Annotated in this window: 15 protein-coding genes; 10 read left to right on the plus strand and 5 right to left on the minus strand. The window is 70.2% G+C overall.

Annotation, left to right across the window (positions count from 1 at the left end):
* Positions 1–70: 70 nt before the first annotated feature.
* The 6 genes from BEK98_RS05605 (at position 71) to BEK98_RS05630 (ending at position 6462) form a co-directional block, all read left to right on the plus strand.
* Positions 71–1282, plus strand: coding sequence for a pyridoxal phosphate-dependent aminotransferase (locus BEK98_RS05605; RefSeq protein WP_094215258.1), 1212 nt, complete (start codon positions 71–73; stop codon positions 1280–1282).
* A gap of 96 nt (positions 1283–1378) precedes the next feature.
* Positions 1379–1798 (plus strand): SCO4983 family protein, encoded by a 420-nt coding sequence (locus tag BEK98_RS05610; protein WP_094215259.1) that lies wholly within the window; start codon positions 1379–1381, stop codon positions 1796–1798.
* Positions 1799–2061: 263 nt separating this feature from the next.
* Positions 2062–3147, plus strand: a complete 1086-nt coding sequence (locus tag BEK98_RS05615; RefSeq protein ID WP_094215260.1) for a substrate-binding domain-containing protein — start codon at positions 2062–2064, stop codon at positions 3145–3147.
* 15 nt (positions 3148–3162) lie between these two features.
* A complete protein-coding gene (locus BEK98_RS05620) occupies positions 3163–4332 on the plus strand; it encodes a toxic anion resistance protein (protein WP_094215261.1) in 1170 nt (389 codons plus the stop codon).
* The gene (locus BEK98_RS05625) at positions 4329–5873 is read left to right on the plus strand and encodes a vWA domain-containing protein (RefSeq protein ID WP_094215262.1); all 1545 of its coding nucleotides are present in this window, start codon (positions 4329–4331) and stop codon (positions 5871–5873) included. Before BEK98_RS05620 ends, BEK98_RS05625 begins: the two co-directional genes overlap by 4 nt.
* Complete coding sequence (locus tag BEK98_RS05630; protein WP_208643017.1) at positions 5860–6462, plus strand: hypothetical protein; 603 nt, start codon at positions 5860–5862, stop codon at positions 6460–6462. Before BEK98_RS05625 ends, BEK98_RS05630 begins: the two co-directional genes overlap by 14 nt.
* Positions 6463–6573: 111 nt before the next feature.
* Here BEK98_RS05630 and BEK98_RS05635 read toward each other — a convergent pair whose 3' ends face one another.
* Complete coding sequence (locus BEK98_RS05635) at positions 6574–8397, minus strand: phosphoenolpyruvate carboxykinase (GTP) (RefSeq protein WP_094215264.1); 1824 nt, start codon at positions 8395–8397, stop codon at positions 6574–6576.
* Positions 8398–8678: 281 nt separating this feature from the next.
* Between BEK98_RS05635 and trhA the strand changes: the two genes are divergently transcribed.
* From trhA to BEK98_RS05655, 4 genes are all read left to right on the plus strand, one after another.
* Entirely contained in the window at positions 8679–9392 is a 714-nt protein-coding gene (gene trhA, locus BEK98_RS05640; RefSeq protein ID WP_094215265.1) for a PAQR family membrane homeostasis protein TrhA, read from the plus strand.
* A 126-nt stretch (positions 9393–9518) separates the two neighbouring features.
* The gene (locus BEK98_RS05645) at positions 9519–11087 is read left to right on the plus strand and encodes an MFS transporter (RefSeq protein ID WP_094215266.1); all 1569 of its coding nucleotides are present in this window, start codon (positions 9519–9521) and stop codon (positions 11085–11087) included.
* Positions 11088–11092: 5 nt separating this feature from the next.
* A complete protein-coding gene (locus BEK98_RS05650) occupies positions 11093–11725 on the plus strand; it encodes a TetR/AcrR family transcriptional regulator (RefSeq protein WP_483027323.1) in 633 nt (210 codons plus the stop codon).
* 33 nt (positions 11726–11758) lie between these two features.
* Positions 11759–12481 (plus strand): Mut7-C RNAse domain-containing protein, encoded by a 723-nt coding sequence (locus tag BEK98_RS05655; protein WP_094215268.1) that lies wholly within the window; start codon positions 11759–11761, stop codon positions 12479–12481.
* Positions 12482–12484: 3 nt separating this feature from the next.
* Here the strand turns inward: BEK98_RS05655 and BEK98_RS05660 are convergent, their stop codons facing one another.
* Genes BEK98_RS05660 through BEK98_RS05675 form a run of 4 tightly spaced genes read right to left on the minus strand, consistent with a single transcriptional unit; the run spans position 12485 to position 18976 of the window.
* Entirely contained in the window at positions 12485–14881 is a 2397-nt protein-coding gene (locus BEK98_RS05660; RefSeq protein WP_094215269.1) for a galactose oxidase early set domain-containing protein, read from the minus strand.
* Complete coding sequence (locus BEK98_RS05665; RefSeq protein WP_094215270.1) at positions 14878–16062, minus strand: glycosyltransferase; 1185 nt, start codon at positions 16060–16062, stop codon at positions 14878–14880. The genes BEK98_RS05660 and BEK98_RS05665 overlap by 4 nt, the downstream gene beginning before the upstream one ends.
* Positions 16059–17711 carry an ArnT family glycosyltransferase gene (locus BEK98_RS05670; protein ID WP_094215271.1) on the minus strand — a complete coding sequence of 551 codons (1653 nt, stop codon included), beginning with the start codon at positions 17709–17711 and terminating at the stop codon, positions 16059–16061. Before BEK98_RS05670 ends, BEK98_RS05665 begins: the two co-directional genes overlap by 4 nt.
* Positions 17708–18976 (minus strand): glycosyltransferase, encoded by a 1269-nt coding sequence (locus BEK98_RS05675; RefSeq protein WP_094215272.1) that lies wholly within the window; start codon positions 18974–18976, stop codon positions 17708–17710. The genes BEK98_RS05670 and BEK98_RS05675 overlap by 4 nt, the downstream gene beginning before the upstream one ends.
* Positions 18977–19037: the final 61 nt, after the last annotated feature.

Genomic DNA, 19037 nt, shown 5'->3' on the forward strand with positions numbered 1-19037 from the left:
AGGGACGGGAGCAGTCAAGTGGTGGAAAACACGGCCCCACGGGGCTTTACAGGGCCGTAAGCTGCCTGACATGCAGGTGATCCAGTCGACCAAGCTCGCCAACGTCTGTTACGAGATCCGGGGCCCGGTTCTCGAGGAGGCGATGCGCCTTGAGGCAGCAGGTCACCGCATCCTGAAGCTCAACACGGGCAACCCGGCCGCCTTCGGCTTCGAGTGCCCGCCGGAGATCCTGGAGGACATCCTCCGCAACGTCTCCACCGCGCACGGCTACGGCGACGCGAAGGGCCTGCTGGCCGCGCGCCGGGCGGTCGTCATGCACAACCAGACCCTCGGCATCGAGACCGACGTCGAGCACGTCTTCATCGGCAACGGCGTCTCCGAGCTGATCGTGATGGCGATGCAGGGCCTGCTGGACGACGGCGACGAGGTCCTCGTACCGGCCCCGGACTACCCGCTGTGGACGGCGGCCGTCTCCCTGTCCGGCGGTACGGCGGTGCACTACCGCTGCGACGAGCAGTCCGACTGGATGCCCGACCTCGCCGACATCGAGCGCAAGGTGACCGACCGCACCAAGGCGATCGTCATCATCAACCCGAACAACCCCACGGGCGCGGTCTACGACGAGGCGATGATCAAGGGGCTGACGGACATCGCCCGCCGCCACAACCTGCTGGTCTGCTCCGACGAGATCTACGACAAGATCCTCTACGACGGCGCCACGCACACCCCGACCGCCAAGGTCGCCCCCGATCTGCTCACCCTCACCTTCAACGGCATGTCCAAGGCGTACCGGGTGGCCGGCTACCGCGTCGGCTGGATGTCGATCTCCGGCCCGCGCGCGCACGCCGACTCCTACATCGAGGGCCTGACCATCCTGGCCAACATGCGGCTGTGCGCCAACATGCCGGGCCAGCACGGGGTGGTCGCCGCGCTCAGCGGACGCCAGTCGATCAACGACCTGGTGCTGCCGGGCGGCCGGCTCAAGGAGCAGCTGGACGTCGCCTACGACCTGCTCACCCAGATCCCGGGCGTGACCTGCGTACGGCCCAAGGGTGCGCTGTATCTCTTCCCGCGCCTCGACCCCAAGGTCTTCAAGATCAGGGACGACCGGCGGATGGTGCTGGAGCTGCTGCGCCAGGAGAAGATCATGGTCGTCCAGGGCACCGGCTTCAACTGGCCCGAGCCCGACCACTTCCGTGTGGTGACCCTGCCGACCGCCGGTGATCTCCGGGACGCGGTGACCCGGATCGGGAACTTCCTGGACGGCTACAGCCAGCCGTAGCGGACGGAGACCGGCGGACCGCAATCCGTGACACGGCTCAACTTTAGACGAAATCCAAGCTAGGATGGTTTCCTGTCAGCACAGGAGGCCATCCCCATGTACGAACCGATCCGCACCAAGTCGGTCCACAGCACGATGGCCGGCACCCCTTCCGACTTTCCGCACCGGTCGCGCGAGGAGGAGCTGGACATCCAGCTGGCCGGACACCTCTCCGCGCTGCTCGCCGTCACCGACGACCTGCGCGCCCTGACCCCGTGCGCCGACCTGGACGCGGCCGCTGAACGCCTCGCCAGCGAGGTCGGCCGACTGCGGGAAGGACGTCCGCCGTTGCGTGCGACGCCGACCGCGTCCGGTGCCCCCGCCGCCCTTCACCAGCGCGCACACGCCCTCGCCGGCCGCGCCCTCGTGGTCGCCGCCTCCCGCGCGGACACCGCGGCGGCGATCCTCGCGGCCGAGCGGATGGACGCCCACGCCGCCGCCCTGGCCGACCCGAAGGAACTCAGCGCGGCCCACTGACCCCGCCTCAGGGGTCCCCCGATCGGCCCCGGTCCGCGTGCACCCGCAGCGACGCGCGGACCGGGAGCCACACACTGCGTTGGCTTGAGCCCGGGTACCTTTCGCCGTAGGGGCTTGTGTCGTCCTGCGGCTGTCTGCCGTGCGTGGCTTGTCGCGCAGTTCCCCGCGCCCCTTAACGGCGTTGCAGTGCCGGGGCCGGTATGTCACCCCCCGTTCACCGGCCACCGCGGGGAATGTTGGGTTCCGCGAGCACAGTCCCCGGCGTGAGACGTATCGCAGGAATCGTCCTCGCCGTTCTGCTGATCGGTGGCGTGGTGGCCGCCGTCGTCGCGGGACGGCACGGGGAGGACAAGGGCACGGCAACGAAGACCGTGCGGGGAGTGATCGGATCGGAGAAGGCCGACTTCTTCGCCGATCCCGATGTGGTGAAGGCCCTCGCCGCCAAGGGCTACACCGTGAAGACGGAGGCGTCGGGGTCCTGGGCCATGGAGGGCCTGGACCTCAAGGGGTACGACTTCGCCTTCCCGTCCAGTCAGGCGCCCGCCGACGTGCTGGCCGCCAAGTACCACGTGCAGGAGCCGCTGCCCCGGCCGTTCTACTCGCCCCTCGTGGTCGTGGCCCACCGCAGTGCCGCCGATGTGCTGGCCGCCAACGGGCTGGCCACGCTCGACGGGAAGAGCCGGGGCACGCTGAAGATGGGCGCCTATGTCGACGCCGCCCGGCACAACCGGACCTGGCAGCAGCTCAAGGGAGCCTCCAGGCACGGGGAGTTGACCGGCACGCTCTACATCGCGAGCACCGACCCGGAGTCCTCCAACTCGGGCGCGCTGTACCTCGCCGCCGCCTCCTACGTCGCGAACGGCGGCAAGGTGGTCGCGAGCAAGGCCGACGTCGACCGCACCGCACCCCTGCTGCGCCAGCTGGTCAGCGTCCAGGGCGCCCAGCAGTCCAGCTCGGACGCGGTCTTCCGGGACTTCATCAGCGGCGCCGGAAACCCGCTGGTGCTCGTGTACGAGTCGCAGGTCGCCTCGCTGCTCGCCGAACAGCAGCCCAGCTCGGACGCGGACGACCTGGTGGTGCTCTACCCGGACACCACGGTCAACAGCGACCACACCGTCGTACCGCTCGACGCGAACGGCCGCGCGCTCGGGGAACTCCTCAGCACCGACCCGACGCTGCGCAAGCTCGCCGTACGACACGGTTTCCGGCCGCAGGGCGACGCCGCCGAGTTCGTCGCGGCCACCGCGGACCGCACCGCCTACCTGAACCAGAAGCTGACCGGCGTCCGGCAGGCGCCCGTGCCCACCTCCGCGGTGCTGCACGAGATGGCCCGCCGGGCGCGCGGATGACGGGGGAATCGTCAAGTGACCAGTAACGACAACGAGTTCACGCTCACACCACCCGAGGCCGTCACGCCCGTGCCGCGGGACAAGGCCGGTGGGCTGGTGCCCGTCGAGGACGGTGTGCGCACCGACATGGCCCGCAAGGCCGCCGCGTACGTCGACGGGCTCGCCTCGCTCGACGCCCGCTCGCCCGAGTTCGCGGGCAAGGTCGGCGAGATCACCGCCCTCGGCGCCGGCGACATGCGCACCGCAGCGGCGCAGTCCAACCGCATGCTGGAGCGGACCGTGCGCAGCCTGCCCGACAAGGGCGGGGACGCCCAGACGAAGGTCGCCGGCTCGCTGGTGGAACTCCGCCGGGTCGTCGAGGACCTGGACCCGCGCGACCTGCCGTCGGGCAAGGGCCGTAAGTTCCTCTCCCGGCTGCCCGGCGGCAACAAGCTGCGCGACCACGTCGCCAAGTACGCCTCCGCGCAGGGCACGTTGAACAGGATCGTGGGCTCGCTGCGCGGCGGGCAGGACGAACTGCGCCGGGACAACGCGGCGTTGCAGACCGAGCGGGTCCGGCTGTGGGAGTCCATGGGCAAGCTCCAGGAGTACGTCGTCCTCACCGAGGCCCTGGACACCGCCGTCGAGGAGCACATCGCCGGGATCACCGACCCCCAGCAGGCCGACAGCCTGCGCGCCGACGTCCTCTTCCCGGTCCGGCAGAAGCACCAGGACCTGCTCACCCAGCTCGCGGTGTGCGCACAGGGCTACCTCGCCATGGACGTCGTACGCCGTAACAACGACGAGCTGATCAAGGGCGTCGACCGGGCGGCCACCACCACCGTCTCGGCCCTGCGCATCTCGGTCATGCTGGCCTCCGCCCTCGACAACCAGAAGAAGGTCGTCGAGCAGGTCAACGCGCTGCGCGGCACCACCGAGGACCTCATCCGGGCCAACGCCGACATGCTCAGCACGCAGAGCGGCGAGATCCAGCGCATCGCCGCCGACCCGGCCGTCGGCGCGGAGACGCTGCGCTCGGCGTTCCAGCAGATCTACCGCACCCTGGACGCCATCGACACCTACAAGGCGCAGGCGACCGAGGCGATGGCCTCCACCGTCCAGTCGCTGACGGACGAGCTGCAGAACGCGAGCGCGTACCTGGAGCGCAGCCGGTCCCGGGGCGCGCTGGAGGGCGGAGTCGCATGACGAGACGGACACTGGCCGTGCTGGCCACCACTGCCGCTCTCCTCACCGCCTGCACGGCCGAGGGACACGAGGACGGCACCGCCGACTCCACCGCCCCGAAGCCCGGCACCCTGCGGATCCTCGCGTCCAGCGAACTCAGCGACATGACCGCCGTCTTCGACCGCGTCCGCAAGGACACCGGTGTCACCGTCCGCCCGACCTACATGGGCACCCTGGACGCCGTGGACCTGCTCGCCAAGGGCAAGGCCGACGGGCGGTACGACGCGCTGTGGCTGTCCTCGGACGACTATCTGCGGCTGCGTCCCGACGCGGCGAAGAAGGTGCTCTCCGAGACGCCGGTCATGTCCAGCCCGGTCGCCATCGGCGTGAAGACGGCCACCGCCCAGGCCCTCGGCTGGAAGCCCGAGCAGGTCACCTGGTCGCAGATCGAGCAGGCCGTGCAGGACGGGAAGCTGACCTACGGCATGACCGATCCGGCCCGCTCCAACTCCGGTTTCTCCACCCTCGTCTCGGTCGCCTCGGCCCTGTCCGGTGCCCAGTCGGCACTGACGGACGCGGACGTCGCCAAGGCCACGCCGAGGCTGAAGGAGTTCTTCAAGGGCCAGAAGCTGACGTCGGGTTCCTCCGGGTGGCTGGCGACGGCGTACAAGCGGCGCGGCAACGTCGACGCCCTGCTCAACTACGAGTCCGTCCTCAAGGGCATCCCGGGCCTGACCGTGATCCGCCCCAAGGACGGCGTCGTCACGGCCGACTACCCGCTCTCCTCGCTCACCGCGACCGACGCCCGCACCCGTGAGGACGTCCGCAAGGTGACCGAGGACCTGCGTACCGACGCCGTACAGAAGCTGATCACCGACACCACCCACCGCCGCCCGGTCGTCGCCTCGGTGGCGCCCGCGTCCGGCCTGGACACGAGCCGCCGGCGCGAACTGCCCTTCCCTGGCAGCCGTTCCGTCGCCGATGGGCTCCTCGACTCCTACGAGAACGAGCTGCGCCGCCCCTCGCGCACGGTGTACGTCCTCGACACCTCCGGCTCGATGGAGGGCGACCGGCTGACCGCGCTGAAGAAGGCGCTCACCGGCCTGACCGGCGACTTCCGCGACCGTGAGGAGGTCACGCTGATGCCGTTCGGCTCGGACGTGAAGAGCGTGCGGACGCACGTCGTGGACCCCAAGGACCCGAAGGCCGGTCTGGACGCCATCCGCAAGGACACCGACGCCCTCGAAGCCGACGGCAACACCGCGATCTACACCTCGCTGGAGAAGGCCTACGACCACCTCGGCGGCGACCGCGACACGTTCACCTCGATCGTGCTGATGACCGACGGCGAGAACACCACCGGCGCCGGGGCCGGGGACTTCGACGGCTTCTACCGCCGGCTCACCGGCACCCGGCGGGACACCCCCGTCTTCCCGATCCTCTTCGGCGACTCCGACCGCTCCGAGCTGGCCCACATCGCCGACCTGACCGGCGGCCGCCTCTTCGATGCACAGAGCGGCTCGCTGGACGGCGCCTTCGAGGAGATCCGTGGCTACCAGTAAGGTCCTCGGCTATCTCGAGTCCCGCAAGAACCTCACCGGCGGCGCCCTGGGCCTGGTCGGCCTGGTGCTGACCTTCACCGGGGTCGCGGGCCCGTACTGGCCCGTCGTGGTGGCCGGACTCTACGGCGCGGGCGCGCTGATCGCCCCGCCGGAGCGGCCGGCCCCGCCCGCCTTCCCGGACCCGTCGGCCCAGCTCGACGCGGTGCGCGAGGACTTCGGGAAGCTCGGCGGGTATCTCACCGGCGTCGACCTGCCGCCCGGCCCCGCCGCCCGGCTCACCGAGCTGACCGACCTGCTGGCCGCGCTGCTGGAGCCGGGCTGGGTCGCCGCGGCGCTCGCCCGGGACCCCGAGGGCGTGCACGCCCTCTCCCGGGCGGTACGGCAGGACGTCCCCGAGGCCGTCGACGCCTTCGTCCGCACCCGGTGGTGGACCCGGCTGACCCCGGGCACGGAGCCGCCCGAAGTCCACCTCGAACGGCAGCTCTCCCTGTTGCGCGAGGAGGCCGAACGTCTGGCGTCGGCACTGCGCGAAGCGGAGGCGCGCAGGCAGGAGACCCACACGCGCTATCTGGAGGACCGCCAGCAGTAGACGAAGGCCCCGCACGCCGTTGTGCGGGGCCTTCGAGGGTGTCACCACGGCCGGCCGTGACGATCGCTGGTCAGGGCATCCCAACCGGCCGTGGAGTCTTCGGTGCGGGACTCAGCCCAGGCGCTCGACCAGCGCGCGGTACTGGTCCCACAGCTCCTTCGGCGTGTGGTCGCCGAAGGTGTTGAGGTGCTCGGGGACGAGGGCCGCCTCCTCGCGCCAGACCTCCTGGTCGACCGTGAGCAGGAAGTCGAGGTCGGACTCGGCCAGTTCGAGGCCGTCGGTGTCCAGCGCGTCCCGGGTCGGCAGAACGCCGATCGGGGTCTCGACGCCCTCGGCCTTGCCGTCCAGGCGCTCCACGATCCACTTCAGGACGCGGCTGTTCTCACCGAAGCCCGGCCAGACGAACTTGCCCGCGTCGTTCTTGCGGAACCAGTTGACGTAGTAGATCTTCGGCAGCTTGGACTGGTCCTTGTCCTTGGCCACGTCGACCCAGTGGGCCATGTAGTCGCCCATGTTGTAGCCGCAGAACGGCAGCATGGCGAAGGGGTCGCGGCGCAGCTCGCCGACCTTGCCCTCGGCGGCGGCGGTCTTCTCGCTCGCCACGTTGGCGCCGAGGAACACACCGTGGTTCCAGTCGAAGGACTCCGTCACCAGCGGCACCGCGGAGGCGCGGCGGCCGCCGAAGAGGATCGCCGAGATCGGCACGCCCTTCGGGTCCTCCCACTCGGGCGCGATGATCGGGCACTGGGAGGCCGGGACGGTGAAGCGGGCGTTGGGGTGGGCGGCCGGGGTCTCGGACGCCGGCGTCCACTCGTTGCCCTTCCAGTCGGTCAGATGGGCGGGCGCCTCCTCGGTCATGCCCTCCCACCAGACGTCGTCGTCGTCGGTGAGGGCGACGTTGGTGAAGACCGCGTTGCCCCACAGCGTCTTCATCGCGTTGGCGTTGGTGTGCTCACCGGTGCCGGGCGCGACGCCGAAGAAGCCGGCCTCGGGGTTGATCGCGTACAGCCGGCCGTCCGCGCCGAACCGCATCCAGGCGATGTCGTCGCCGATGGTCTCCACGGTCCAGCCGGAGATCGTGGGCTCCAGCATGGCGAGGTTGGTCTTGCCGCAGGCGCTCGGGAAGGCGGCGGCGACGTACTTGGACTCGCCCTGCGGCGGGGTGAGCTTGAGGATCAGCATGTGCTCGGCCAGCCAGCCCTCGTCGCGGGCCATGACGGAGGCGATGCGCAGGGCGTAGCACTTCTTGCCGAGCAGCGCGTTGCCGCCGTAGCCGGAGCCGTACGACCAGATCTCGCGGCTCTCCGGGAAGTGGGAGATGTACTTGGTCTGGTTGCAGGGCCAGGGGACGTCCGCCTGGCCGGGCTCCAGCGGGGCGCCGAGCGTGTGGACGGCCTTGACGAAGAAGCCGCTGTCGCCCAGCTCGTCCAGGACGGCCTGGCCCATGCGCGTCATCGTGCGCATGGAGACGGCGACGTAGGCGGAGTCGGTGATCTCCACGCCGATCGCGGAGAGCGGGGAGCCGAGCGGGCCCATGCAGAACGGGACGACGTACATGGTCCGGCCGCGCATCGAGCCACGGAACAGGCCCTTCTCACCTGCGAAGATCTCCCGCATCTCGGCGGGGGCCTTCCAGTGGTTGGTCGGGCCGGCGTCCTGCTCCTGCTCGGAGCAGATGAAGGTCCGGTCCTCGACGCGCGCGACGTCGGTCGGGTCGGAGGCGGCGTAGTAGGAGTGCGGGCGCTTGATCGGGTCGAGCTTCTTGAAGGTCCCCTTTGCGACGAGCTCCTCGCACAGTCGCTCGTACTCGGCCTCGGATCCGTCACACCAGACCACGCTGTCCGGCTGGGTCAGTTCGACGATCTCGTTGACCCACGAGATCAGTTCCTGGTGGTGGGTGGGGATGACGGTGGGAGCCGCGATGTCGCGCGCCACGATTGCTCCTAATTGAGGGATTTTTGTCTTGTCTCGCCCCGTGGGGGCCGCGGCCCGGACGCTTCGTAGCCGCTCATCCGGTGCCGACCGCACTCATTTGATCATCCGATTCTAGTGCCCATCTGTCCAGAGGGCATCACAGGTGAGCAACGTGAGGAATCCCACGGTTTCCGTGATTCTTTGCGTACGCATGGAGTTCAGCAGGAGGACTTTTTGCGTTACGGCCCCTCACGAGGGCGCGCTGACACACGACTTACGGAGCCGTAGGTACCATGCCCCGCATGACTGCGCCCGTCCCCGACGCGCCCACGGACTCGCCGGCCGCCGGCCACGGTCCCACCGCGCTCTCGCTGCCGCACCCGGTCAAGCCCAGGCTCCGCGGCTGGCTGCACCTCGGCATGTTCCCGGCCGTACTGATCGCCGGGCTGGTGCTCACCGCCCTCGCCGACTCCACCAGAGGCCGCATCGCCTGCGGGATCTACGTCCTGACGGCCTGCCTGCTCTTCGGCGTCAGCGCGCTGTACCACCGGGGCAACTGGAGCCCCCGGATGGACGGCGTCCTGCGCCGCCTGGACCACGCCAACATCTTCCTGATCATCGCGGGCACCTACACCCCGCTGACCATGCTGCTCCTCCCGGGCGCCAAGGGTCAGTGGCTGCTGTGGAGCGTCTGGGCCGCGGCCGCCGCGGGCATCGTCTTCCGCGTCTTCTGGGTCGGCGCCCCGCGCTGGCTCTACACCCCCTGCTACATCGCGATGGGCTGGGCGGCCGTCTTCTTCCTGCCCGACTTCATGCGCACCGGCGGCATCGCCGTCCTGGTCCTGGTGATCGTCGGCGGCCTGCTCTACAGCGCCGGGGGCGTGATCTACGGCATCAAGCGCCCGAACCCGTCACCGCGCTGGTTCGGCTTCCACGAGGTCTTCCACTCCTTCACCCTCGCCGCGTTCGTCGTCCACTACGTCGGCATCTCGCTGGTGGCGTACCAGCACGCGTAGCCCTTTCCGGCGGCCTCTTTCGAGCGGCCCCTTTCCGGCCACGGCACTCCAGCCGTGGCCGTTTTTCATTCCCTGACAGTGCATCCCCGTTGACGAAACCCATCTTTTGACAGTTACTCTCATTTCATGGTTGCTGTCATCCAGACCGAAGAGACGCGGCGCGACCCCCGCCGCTGGTGGGCCCTCGGGGCCCTGGTCGCGAGCATGCTGGTGCTCGGCTTCGACATGACGATCCTCAACGTGGCGCTGCCGACCATGGCGGAGCAGCTGGGTGCCACCACCGGTGAGCAGCAGTGGATGGCGGACGCGTACGTCGTCGTCTTCGCGGCGCTGATGCTCCCGGCGGGCCTGCTCGGCGACCGGTTCGGGCGGCGGCGGATGCTGATCGCCGGACTGGTGGTCTTCCTGGCCGGCTCCCTGCTGGGCGCCCTCGCCGGTGACGTGAACGTGGTGATCGCGGCTCGCGCGGTGATGGGCGTGGGCGCCGCGCTGATCACACCGCTGGCGATGTCCGTGCTGCCGTCGCTGTTCACGCCCGACGAGCAGGGCAAGGCCATCGGCCTCGTCTCCACCGGCTCGGCACTGGGCCTGCCGCTGGGACCGATCATCGGCGGCTGGTTGCTCGACCACTTCTGGTGGGGCTCGGTCTTCCTGATCAACGTCCCGATGGTCGCGATCGGCATCACGGCCTGCGTCCTCCTGCTCCCCGAGACCCGCGACCCCGCTTCCCCCAGAGTCGACACCCTCTCCACCGCGTTCACCGTCGGCGGGCTCGGCGCCCTCATCTACGCGATCATCGAGGCCCCCGACCGCGGCTGGGGCGATCCGCTGCTCCTCGCCGTGTTCGCCGGAGCGGCGGTCCTGATCACCGGGCTGGTCCTGCGCTCGCGCCGGGTGCCGCGCCCCATGCTGGACATGACCCTGCTCGCCAGGCGCGGCTTCCTGCTCAACACCGTCGCCGCGACCCTGGTGATGTTCGTGCTGTCCGGCCTGATGTTCGTGCTGCCGCCCTACCTCCAGGCCGTCCTCGGCAACGACACCCTCGGCACCGGCGTCCGGATGCTGCCCATGGTCCTCGGCCTGTCCGTCGCCGCGAAGCTCGCTCCGCCGGTCGCCACCCGCTTCGGGGCGCGCGCCACGGTCAGCGCGGGCCTGGTCGTGCTGGCCTTCGCCGCCCTGCTCGGCAGCCGTACGACGACCGTCTCGGGCTACGGCTTCACCGCCCTGTGGCTCACCATCGCCGGCCTCGGCTTCGGCTTCGCGCTCGTACCGTCCATGACCGGCGCCCTCGCGACCCTGCCCCGCGACCGGGCCGGCAGCGGCTCGGGCCTGCTGATGACCCTGCGCCAGGTCGGCTCCGCGATCGGCATCGCCCTGCTCGGCAGCCTGCTGGCCAACGTCTTCCGCGACCGCCTCGACGTGACCGGCCTGCCCGCACCGGCCGCCCACACCGCCGGGGACTCGGTGGTCGCCGCACATCTGATCGCCCAGAAGACCGGCTCCGCGCACCTGGCCGCCTCCGCGAACGGTGCCTACGTCCACGGCATGGGCGTGGTCCTGCTGGTCTGCGGCGTCGCCGCCCTGGTCTCCGCGCTGCTGGCGGCGGCGTTCCTGCCGAACACCCCGGTCACGCGGCGCACGGAACGCGAGCAGGCCCCGGCCGTGGCCGCCCCCGCGGGAGATGCCGGACAATGACGGGCATGACGGCCGCACACTCCCCCGCCTCCGCTGCCGACCGCCCCCGCCTCGGTCTGCGCGAACGCAAGAAGATCAAGACCCGCGAGGCGATCCGCGCGGCGACGTACGCCCTGGTCGAGGAGCAGGGGTACGACGCCACGACGATCGACCAGATCGCCGACCGGGCGGAGGTGTCGCCGTCGACCGTCTTCCGCTACTTCCCGACCAAGGAGGACATCGTCCTCACCGACGAGTACGACCCGCTGCTCCTGGACGAGCTGAGGGCACGACCAGCGGACGAGCCGTGGACGGAATCCATCCGGTACGTGACGCACCGGGCCGTCCAGGCCGGCATCGAGGAGGACGCCAGGGTGTCCCGGCTGCGCAGCCGGCTGACGGCCGAGGTCCCCGCGGTGCGCTCGCGGATGATGGAGACCATGTCGGTCACCGGCCGGATGATCTGCCAGGCCGTCGGCGAGCGCACCGGCCGCGACCCGGACAGCCTGGAGGTGCGGGTCTACGCCATGTCCCTGATCGGCGCTCTGATGGAGGCCACGATGTACTGGGCCGAGCACGGCCACCAGGACGACTACGCGGAGCTGCTCGACCGCACCCTGGACGTCCTGGAACACGGCCTCCCCGCCGAAAAACCCTGAGGCCCCGGCCCGGCCCCGTGCCATCCTGACGATGTGAACGGACCCGAGATCCACGTCGAAGTCGCCCCCGCACTGCACCTGTTCGTGCCGCCGGCACGGCGCGCCGGTGCCGCTGGTCTCAGCACGGACGGCGTCTCGACGCTCGGCCATGTCATCGAGTCCCTCGGCGTCCCGCTCACCGAGGTCGGCGCGCTGGTCGTGGACGGCCGCGAGGTGCCGCCGTCGCACATCCCGGCGTCGGGCGAGCGCGTGGAGGTCCGCGCGGTGCAACGCCCCCAGCGGGTCCCCGGCGCCCCGCTCCGCTTCCTCCTCGACGTCCACCTCGGCACCCTCGCCCGCCGGCTGCGCCTGCTCGGCGTGGACACGGCGTACGAGTCGACCGACATCGGCGACCCGGCGCTGGCCGCCCGCTCGGCGGCGGAGAAGCGGGTCATGCTCAGCCGCGACCGGGGCCTGCTGCGCCGTCGCGAGCTGTGGGCGGGGGCGTACATCTACAGCACCCGCCCCGAGGACCAGCTCCAGGACGTCCTCGACCGCTTCGCCCCCGACCTGCGCCCCTGGACCCGCTGCACCGCCTGCAACGGCCTGCTGCGCGAGGCCACCAAGGACGAGGTCGCCGACCAGCTGGAACACGGCACCCAGCGCACGTACGACGTCTTCGCCCAGTGCACGGCATGCGGCCGCGCCTACTGGAAGGGCGCGCACCACGACCAGCTCGAAGCGATCGTGGAACGCGCCCTGACGCAACGCCCCTAGGGGCTAACGCACGTCAGCCCTCCCACAGGCGACCCCGTCCCGGTTCCGGTCGAGCCCCAGCGGATCGTCCCCGCCGTTGACCTTCAGCCGGCCGTAGTGGTTCTGCTTGAGCCAGGTGCAGCGGGCGGCGGCGGTCTTCTTCACCTGCGACGGGAACACCGTCGGCACGCACACGTTGATCGACCCGTAGTGCCGGTCGCACCCGGAGATCGTGGGGCTGACCTTCTGCGAGGACCGCTTCTTGCCCGGCCCCGAGGTCGTGCCCGTCAGACCGTCGGCGAAGGAGTGGACGTGCGGGGAGGCGGCCGAGGCGCTGAGCGCGGCCGGCCCCTGCAGATGCACCCACTTGGCCACCGACGGCACCCCGTTGGCGTCCACCGCGAAGAGCATGTACCAGCCGGGCGGGGCCAGGTTGGGGTTGCTCGTCACGTTCAGGTCGACGTTGTTGCCGTCGACGGACAGCGGCAGGTCGACGAAGCGCTGGTTCGGGTCGGAGGAGTGGGTGACCGCGGCCGGGCGGATCAGCTCGGCCTTGGCGATGGGCCGGTCGACGGTGATCCGCTGGGTGTCGCCGTACTTCCACTCCTGGTTGATCACCGAGGTGATCGTCGGGCGGGTGCCCTTGTAGAGGTAGGGCGGGGTGTAGATCGACACGTTGTGGTTCCAGGTGCCGTTGCCCGGGTTGTCGCCGGTGGCCATCACCCGGCCGTCGGGCAGCAGGAACGCGGAGGAGTGGTAGCCGCGGGACTCGGGGTCGGCGGCGACGGGGTCGAAGGTGTTGGTGCCCGGGTCGTAGATCGAGGACTCGTACACCGGGTTGGCGCGGTTGTGCAGGGCGCCGCCCGTCTCCAGGACCTTGCCGTCGGGCAGCAGGACGGCGGAGACGTACATCTTGCCCTGGTTGCCGGTCTCGGCGACCTTGCCGTTGCCGAGGTCGACCGTGCCCTGCGGGATCTGCGGCCCGGCGACGTACGACGGGTTCGCCTGCTTGAGGTCGATCAGGTCGGTGAGGCGGTTGGCGTCGGGGTTGGAGTCGATGTTGCCGCCGCCGATGGTGAGGACCTTCTGGTCCTGCGCCGGAGGTAGCAGGACGCTCGCCGACTGGTCCCGCTGGTCCTTGTTCTGCAGCCCCGGGACCTGGGTGACCGTGTTGGCGTTGTAGTCGTAGACCGCCGAGCCGGTGCCGGGGATGTTGTTGCCGAAGACATGGCTGCCCGTGTAGAAGAGGCGGCCGTCCTGCATGAGGACCATCGACGGGTACAGACCCCAGTACGACCAGGTCTGGTTGACCTTCCACAGCGGCAGCCACTGCTGGTCCTTGTCCGACCAGTACTCGGCGGTCACCGAGCCGGTGGAGTCCTCGCGCAGACCGCCGAAGGAGACGACGTCACCGTTGCCCAGCTCGGTCGCCGACGGGTACCAGTGGCCGTCGTTGAGGTCGTTGGTCTTGCTGTAGGTCTCGGTCTTCGGGTCGAAGATGTACGAGTCCTTGAACCCCTCGTAGCCGTGCCCGCCCGCGACCGGGTACGCCTTGTTGCCGCTCATGACGAGCACCCGGCCATCCTGGAGCTGCACATGGCCGGCGCAGAACATGTCCTTCGGCGTCGGGATCACCTTGTAGGTGCCGTTCGCCGGGTCGTACACCGCGCTGGTGAAGGTGCCCGCGTTGAAGTTCTCCTCGCTGTTGCCGGAGCCCGCGATCAGCAGCACCTTGCCGTTGTTGAGGACGACCGAGTGCATGGAGCGGACCGGGTTCTGCGTCGGCAGGACGGACCAACTGCCGTTGGCGCACTGGTCGTTCGTGCCGGTGCACTGGGCGGGCGGGACCGGGTCCGCGACCTGCTCCATGGTGTAGTCGTCGGTGGTCGCCGAGCCGGTGCCGTAGACGGAGACACCCCAGGTGATCCGGTCGGTGCCGGCCGGGACCGCGGGGGTGCGGACCGTGGCCTGGGTCCACGCGGACGCCATGTCCAGGGTCTTCAGGTCGGTCCAGTACTGCCAGCCGGCGGTGGCGTCGTGCCGGAAGAGGGTGATGTTGGCGTCGGGCGTCGTGGTCTTGTACCAGAGCCCGAGGTCGTACTGCTTGCCGACGGTCACCACCGGCGCGCACGCGGTGGACTCGGTGATCAGCGCCTTGCGGTCACCGTCCACCCGCCGGGTCAGCGTGACCTTCATGGCCTTGGTACCGGAGTGGGCGTCGGACGTGGTCTGGAAGCTGAAGTCGTTGTTGCCCCACCCGGACTTCTCCCAGCAGTAGGGCATGTCGTCCGTACCGGCGGTCTCGAAGCCCGGGTTCTTGACCAGGTTGGCGGCCACGGCGGCCTGCGGTGAGGTGAGAAGCAGACCGGCGGTCAGGGCCCCCACCCCGACCAGCGCGGTCCGTCTGCGGTACTTGCTCACACGGCTCTCCTAGCGGTTGTACTGCCCCCGCGGCGGCGTCGCGGGAGATAGACCAGCGCTTCGGTCCCCACGAAGCGCAGGACGAACGTCATGACCAGCGCGAGCGCGGTGGCGGGCAGCGCGCCCATCCCGAACCGGTCCACCAGCAGCGCGATCAGCGGGATGCGCAGCACCAGGTCAGCGTTGGCGAGCAGCGCGAACCGGCCCAGCCGGTCCCACCAGCGGCGGTGCGCGCGCCGGTCGCGGAACAGCAGCTGCTCGATGAGCAGGAAGTTCCAGGCGACGCCGAGCTGGTTGGCGAGGATCTCGGCGGGCACGTAGTGCAGGCCGAGCACGGTCAGCGCCCACAGCCCGACGAGGTTCGGCACGAAGCCGCTCGCCCCGATCAGCCCGAAGCCGACCATGCGGGCGACCGGTGAGGCGGTGCGCAGCCCGACCAGGTGGCGCAGGAAGCGGAAGCCCTCCTGCGCGCTCGACTTGGACTCGCCGGCGAACCGGTCCTGGAAGACGAACGGCACCTCGGCGACCTGCCGGGGGCGGCTGCGTACCGCCAGCTCCAGGAGGATCTTGTAGCCGAGCGGCTTGAGCACGTCGGCCGTGACCGCGCTGCGCCGGATCGCGAAGAAGCCGCTCATCGGGTCGCTGATGCCGTGCAGCCGGCGCGGGAAGAGCGCCTTGGTGAGCCAGGTCGCGCCGCGCGAGACGGCCACCCGGTAGCTGCCGGCCAGCCCGGCCCGGCTGCCGCCCTTGATGTACCGGGAGGCGACGACGAGCCCGGCGTTCGTCCGCTCACCGGTGGCCACCAACTCCGGCACCAGGGACGGCGGATGCTGGCAGTCGCCGTCCATGACGACGATCCAGTCCGAGGTCGCCGCCTTCAGCCCCTCGACCACCGCCCCGCCGAGCCCGCCGACCGGATCCTCGCGGTGCAGCACGGCCACCGGGAACGGGCAGTCCTGCGCGGCCGCGCGGATCACCTCGGGGGTGTCGTCGGTGGAGTCGTCCACGAAGACGACCTCGCAGGGCAGCCGGGCGGGCACCGACTCGGTGATCTGGTGCAGCAGCTGCCGGATGTTCGCGGACTCGTTGAAGGTCGGCACGACGATGGTGACGGCGCCGGGCTCGGCGACTTCCGCGGCGTCCAGGCCCTCGGCCGGGACGGTGTACTCGTGGCTGCTCATCGCGCGCCTCCCGCGGCTGCCGTCTGGATCTGCCGGATCTCGATCCGGTCGGGTCCGGTGCCGAAGGTGGCGACCGGCTCGGAGTGCTGGATGGCGGCCTTGACGTTGGGCAGGTCCTTGGCGTCGCGGCGGACGGTCGGCGAGGCGACGACGTAGTCGATGTCCCGCCAGCCGTGCGGCATGGTCTTGGTGACGGCCGGGTCGAGGTCGGCCTTGTAGAACCAGATCGCGCCGAGCCCGGGCCGGTACCCGGCGTGCACGAGGTCCAGCCAGAGGGCGTCGTCCACGAGGACACGGGTGCCCTTCGGGTCCGCGACCTTCGTGCTGAGCCAGTGGGAGGCCTGCCGGTAGGGCTTGTTGGCATCGGCGGTAAGGGCGGTGCGGTCGCCGTCGTACCAGTGCGGTACGACGTAGGCGCCGGCGGCGAGGGCCAGTACGGCGGCGAGCGCGTACCGGCCGCCGGTGACATACCGCTTCTCGCCCTCGGCGCGCCTACGGCGGACGACCGCGTGGGCGACGGAGGCGGCGCCGCCGGCCAGGACCAGGGCGAGGAACGGCAGCGCGCCGATGATGTACATGGCGGGCAGATAACCGTTGGGCCGCATGGCCACGGCGGCCAGGATCGCCACGGCCAGGGCGGGTCCGGCGAGGGCACGGGCGGTGACCGACCAGCGCCAGGTGACGATCAGCAGCAGGGCTCCGGCGAGGCCGCCGAGGGGCAGCACCCGGTCGTAGTACAGCCAGGAGTGCAGCACCCCGTACGAGCCGGAGGAGGTGTCCAGGATGAAGCCCGAACCGGGCCTGGACATCTGGTACTTGACGCCGTCCCACAGCGAGACGTGCCCGCTGCCCGGAAGCAGCTCGCCCTTCAGCAGGGCGAAGAGCGGGTAGGAGAAGCCGATCAGGGCGCAGGCGGTGACGGCTCCGGTGAGCGCGAACTTGCGGGTGTCGCGGTGGCTGTGCCGCCACATGGTGACGAACAGGGCGGGCAGGACGACGAGCATCGTCTCCTTGGTGAGCACGCCCGCGGCGGCCGCGAGGCCCGCGCCGAAGTGGTGCCACAGATGCCGGCTGGGCGAGGCGGCGAGGCAGAACGCCAGCAGCAACCACATCACGGCGATGTTGTCGAGGAAGATCTCCCGCTGGAGCACGACGGCCAGCGGCGAGAGCCCGAACAGGGCCATGCCGAGCCCGGCGGCCCAGCGGGGCAGGGAGAGCCTGCGGCCGAGGACGTACACCAGCACCGCGCTGATGCCGCTGATCACCAGCATGGCGATCCGCATGGAGCCGACGGTCATCGAGCCCGGGCTGATCGCCGAGGGTATCCAGGTGAGCAGGGCTATCTGGACCCAGCCGAGCGGCGGGTGGTCGTACCAGTAGGTGTAGTGGGCCAGGCCCTTGCCCTGCTGGACGGCCCAGGCCTGGGCGAGGTAGGTGCCCTCGTCGTCGCTGAGGGTCGGGTAGTCGGCGATGTGCCAGCCCTGGACGACGAGGATCGCCGCGAGCAGGAGACCGCACAGCAGCAGGTCGGAGCGGGAGGAGCGGAGCCGCTCCGGCGGGCGTGTCCGGCCGGTCGAACGCGCCTCAGGCGCAGGCCGGCGCTGCGCGGGGACCTTCGGAGTGGTCACCGCGGGAAGAGTGGAGGTCACGCAGGAACGTCCTCTCGGATCGGCTCGGCCGCGGTGAGGTGCGCGCCGACGTGCGTGGTCAACTCCCAGTCGTTCCGGCCGCGTTGCTCGCGCCACACCGCGCGGATCGCCGCCCCGGCAAGGAGGACCTGGTAGAAGGGGCCGCCCACGACGAGCTTCGCGTAGTGGACGAGGCGGACCCGAAGCCCGTACTGCTTGCCGAAGTCGTGCAGTCCGACCACCTCGAAGACGAAGGTGACGGCGGCCGTGACCAGCGGCAGGAAGGTGATGAAGGCGACGCCGACCGGCACGTCGAGGAAGAGCGCGATCGCCGCGTTGACCGGAATGATCACGCCGGAGAAGGCCTGCAGGAACGGGGTCATCAGCGTGTACCGGGCGAGCAACCGCTGCCTGAAGCCGGGCAGTTGCTTCCAGTCCTTCTTCCGGTACACCTGCAGGAAGCCCTGGTTCCAGCGGGTGCGCTGCTTCAGCAGCGACATCAGCGAGCCCGGGGTCTCCTCACGGGTGACCATGTCGGAGTCGTAGGCGACGACGACCTTCTTGCCGACGCTGGACAGCCGCACGCCCAGGTCGCAGTCCTCGGCGAGGCAGTTGGGGTCCCAGCCGTCCGCTTCCCTGAGGACGTCGGTCCGCACGAAGACGGTGTTGCCGCCGAGCGGGATGAACCCCTTCTGCGCGTGCAGGTGCAGCCGGGAGCGGAACCAGAAGAAGTACTCCAGGCAGTTGCGCAGGCTGTACCAGCTGGAGTGGAAGTTGATCAGCTGGACACCGCCCTGGACGACGTCCGCCTCCGTCGTCCGGAACGCGTGGTCGACGTGGGCGAGCAGCTCCGGGTGGACCTGGTCCTCGGCGTCGAAGACCCCGACGACGTCGCCGCGGCAGTGCGGCAGCGCCGTGTTCATGGCCTTCGGTTTGTTCTTCTTCTCGTGGGTGTCGACGACGACACGGACACGCTGGTCGCGCTCGGCCGCCGCCCGGGCCACCTCGGTGGTCTCCGGGTCGTCGTGCCCGACGATCACGATGATCTCGAAGTCGGCGTGTGTGGACTCCAGCAGCCGCTGGATGGTGTGGTCGAGCACGGCCTGCTCGTGCCGGGCCGGCAGGAGCAGCGAGAAGGACAGGTGCTCGTCCCCGTCCGGTCTGCTGAACCGGGTGGAGGCGAGCACCTCGGGCGTACGCCACGCGTGCATCTGCCACCACAGAGTGAAGGCCGCCATCCAGAACAGAGCCAGCGAAACGGCAGCAATAAAGACAGACGTCAGCAAAAAGATCCCCCCAGATCCCCAATACCCCCTGTGCGCGCAACGGTGAGTAACACCCGCGTGC

The sequence above is a fragment of the Streptomyces diastatochromogenes genome (genome assembly GCF_002242805.1).
Lineage (GTDB): Bacteria > Actinomycetota > Actinomycetes > Streptomycetales > Streptomycetaceae > Streptomyces > Streptomyces diastatochromogenes.

Excerpts from the sequence above, each read along its gene's own strand:
- BEK98_RS05605 (WP_094215258.1), top strand. The coding sequence starts at position 71 with ATGCAGGTGATCCAGTCGACCAAGCTCGCCAACGTCTGTTACGAGATC.
- BEK98_RS05610 (WP_094215259.1), top strand. The coding sequence starts at position 1,379 with ATGTACGAACCGATCCGCACCAAGTCGGTCCACAGCACGATGGCCGGC.
- BEK98_RS05625 (WP_094215262.1), top strand. The coding sequence starts at position 4,329 with ATGACGAGACGGACACTGGCCGTGCTGGCCACCACTGCCGCTCTCCTC.
- trhA (WP_094215265.1), top strand. The coding sequence starts at position 8,679 with ATGACTGCGCCCGTCCCCGACGCGCCCACGGACTCGCCGGCCGCCGGC.
- BEK98_RS05645 (WP_094215266.1), top strand. The coding sequence starts at position 9,519 with ATGGTTGCTGTCATCCAGACCGAAGAGACGCGGCGCGACCCCCGCCGC.
- BEK98_RS05650 (WP_483027323.1), top strand. The coding sequence starts at position 11,093 with ATGACGGCCGCACACTCCCCCGCCTCCGCTGCCGACCGCCCCCGCCTC.
- BEK98_RS05665 (WP_094215270.1), bottom strand. The coding sequence starts at position 16,062 with ATGAGCAGCCACGAGTACACCGTCCCGGCCGAGGGCCTGGACGCCGCG.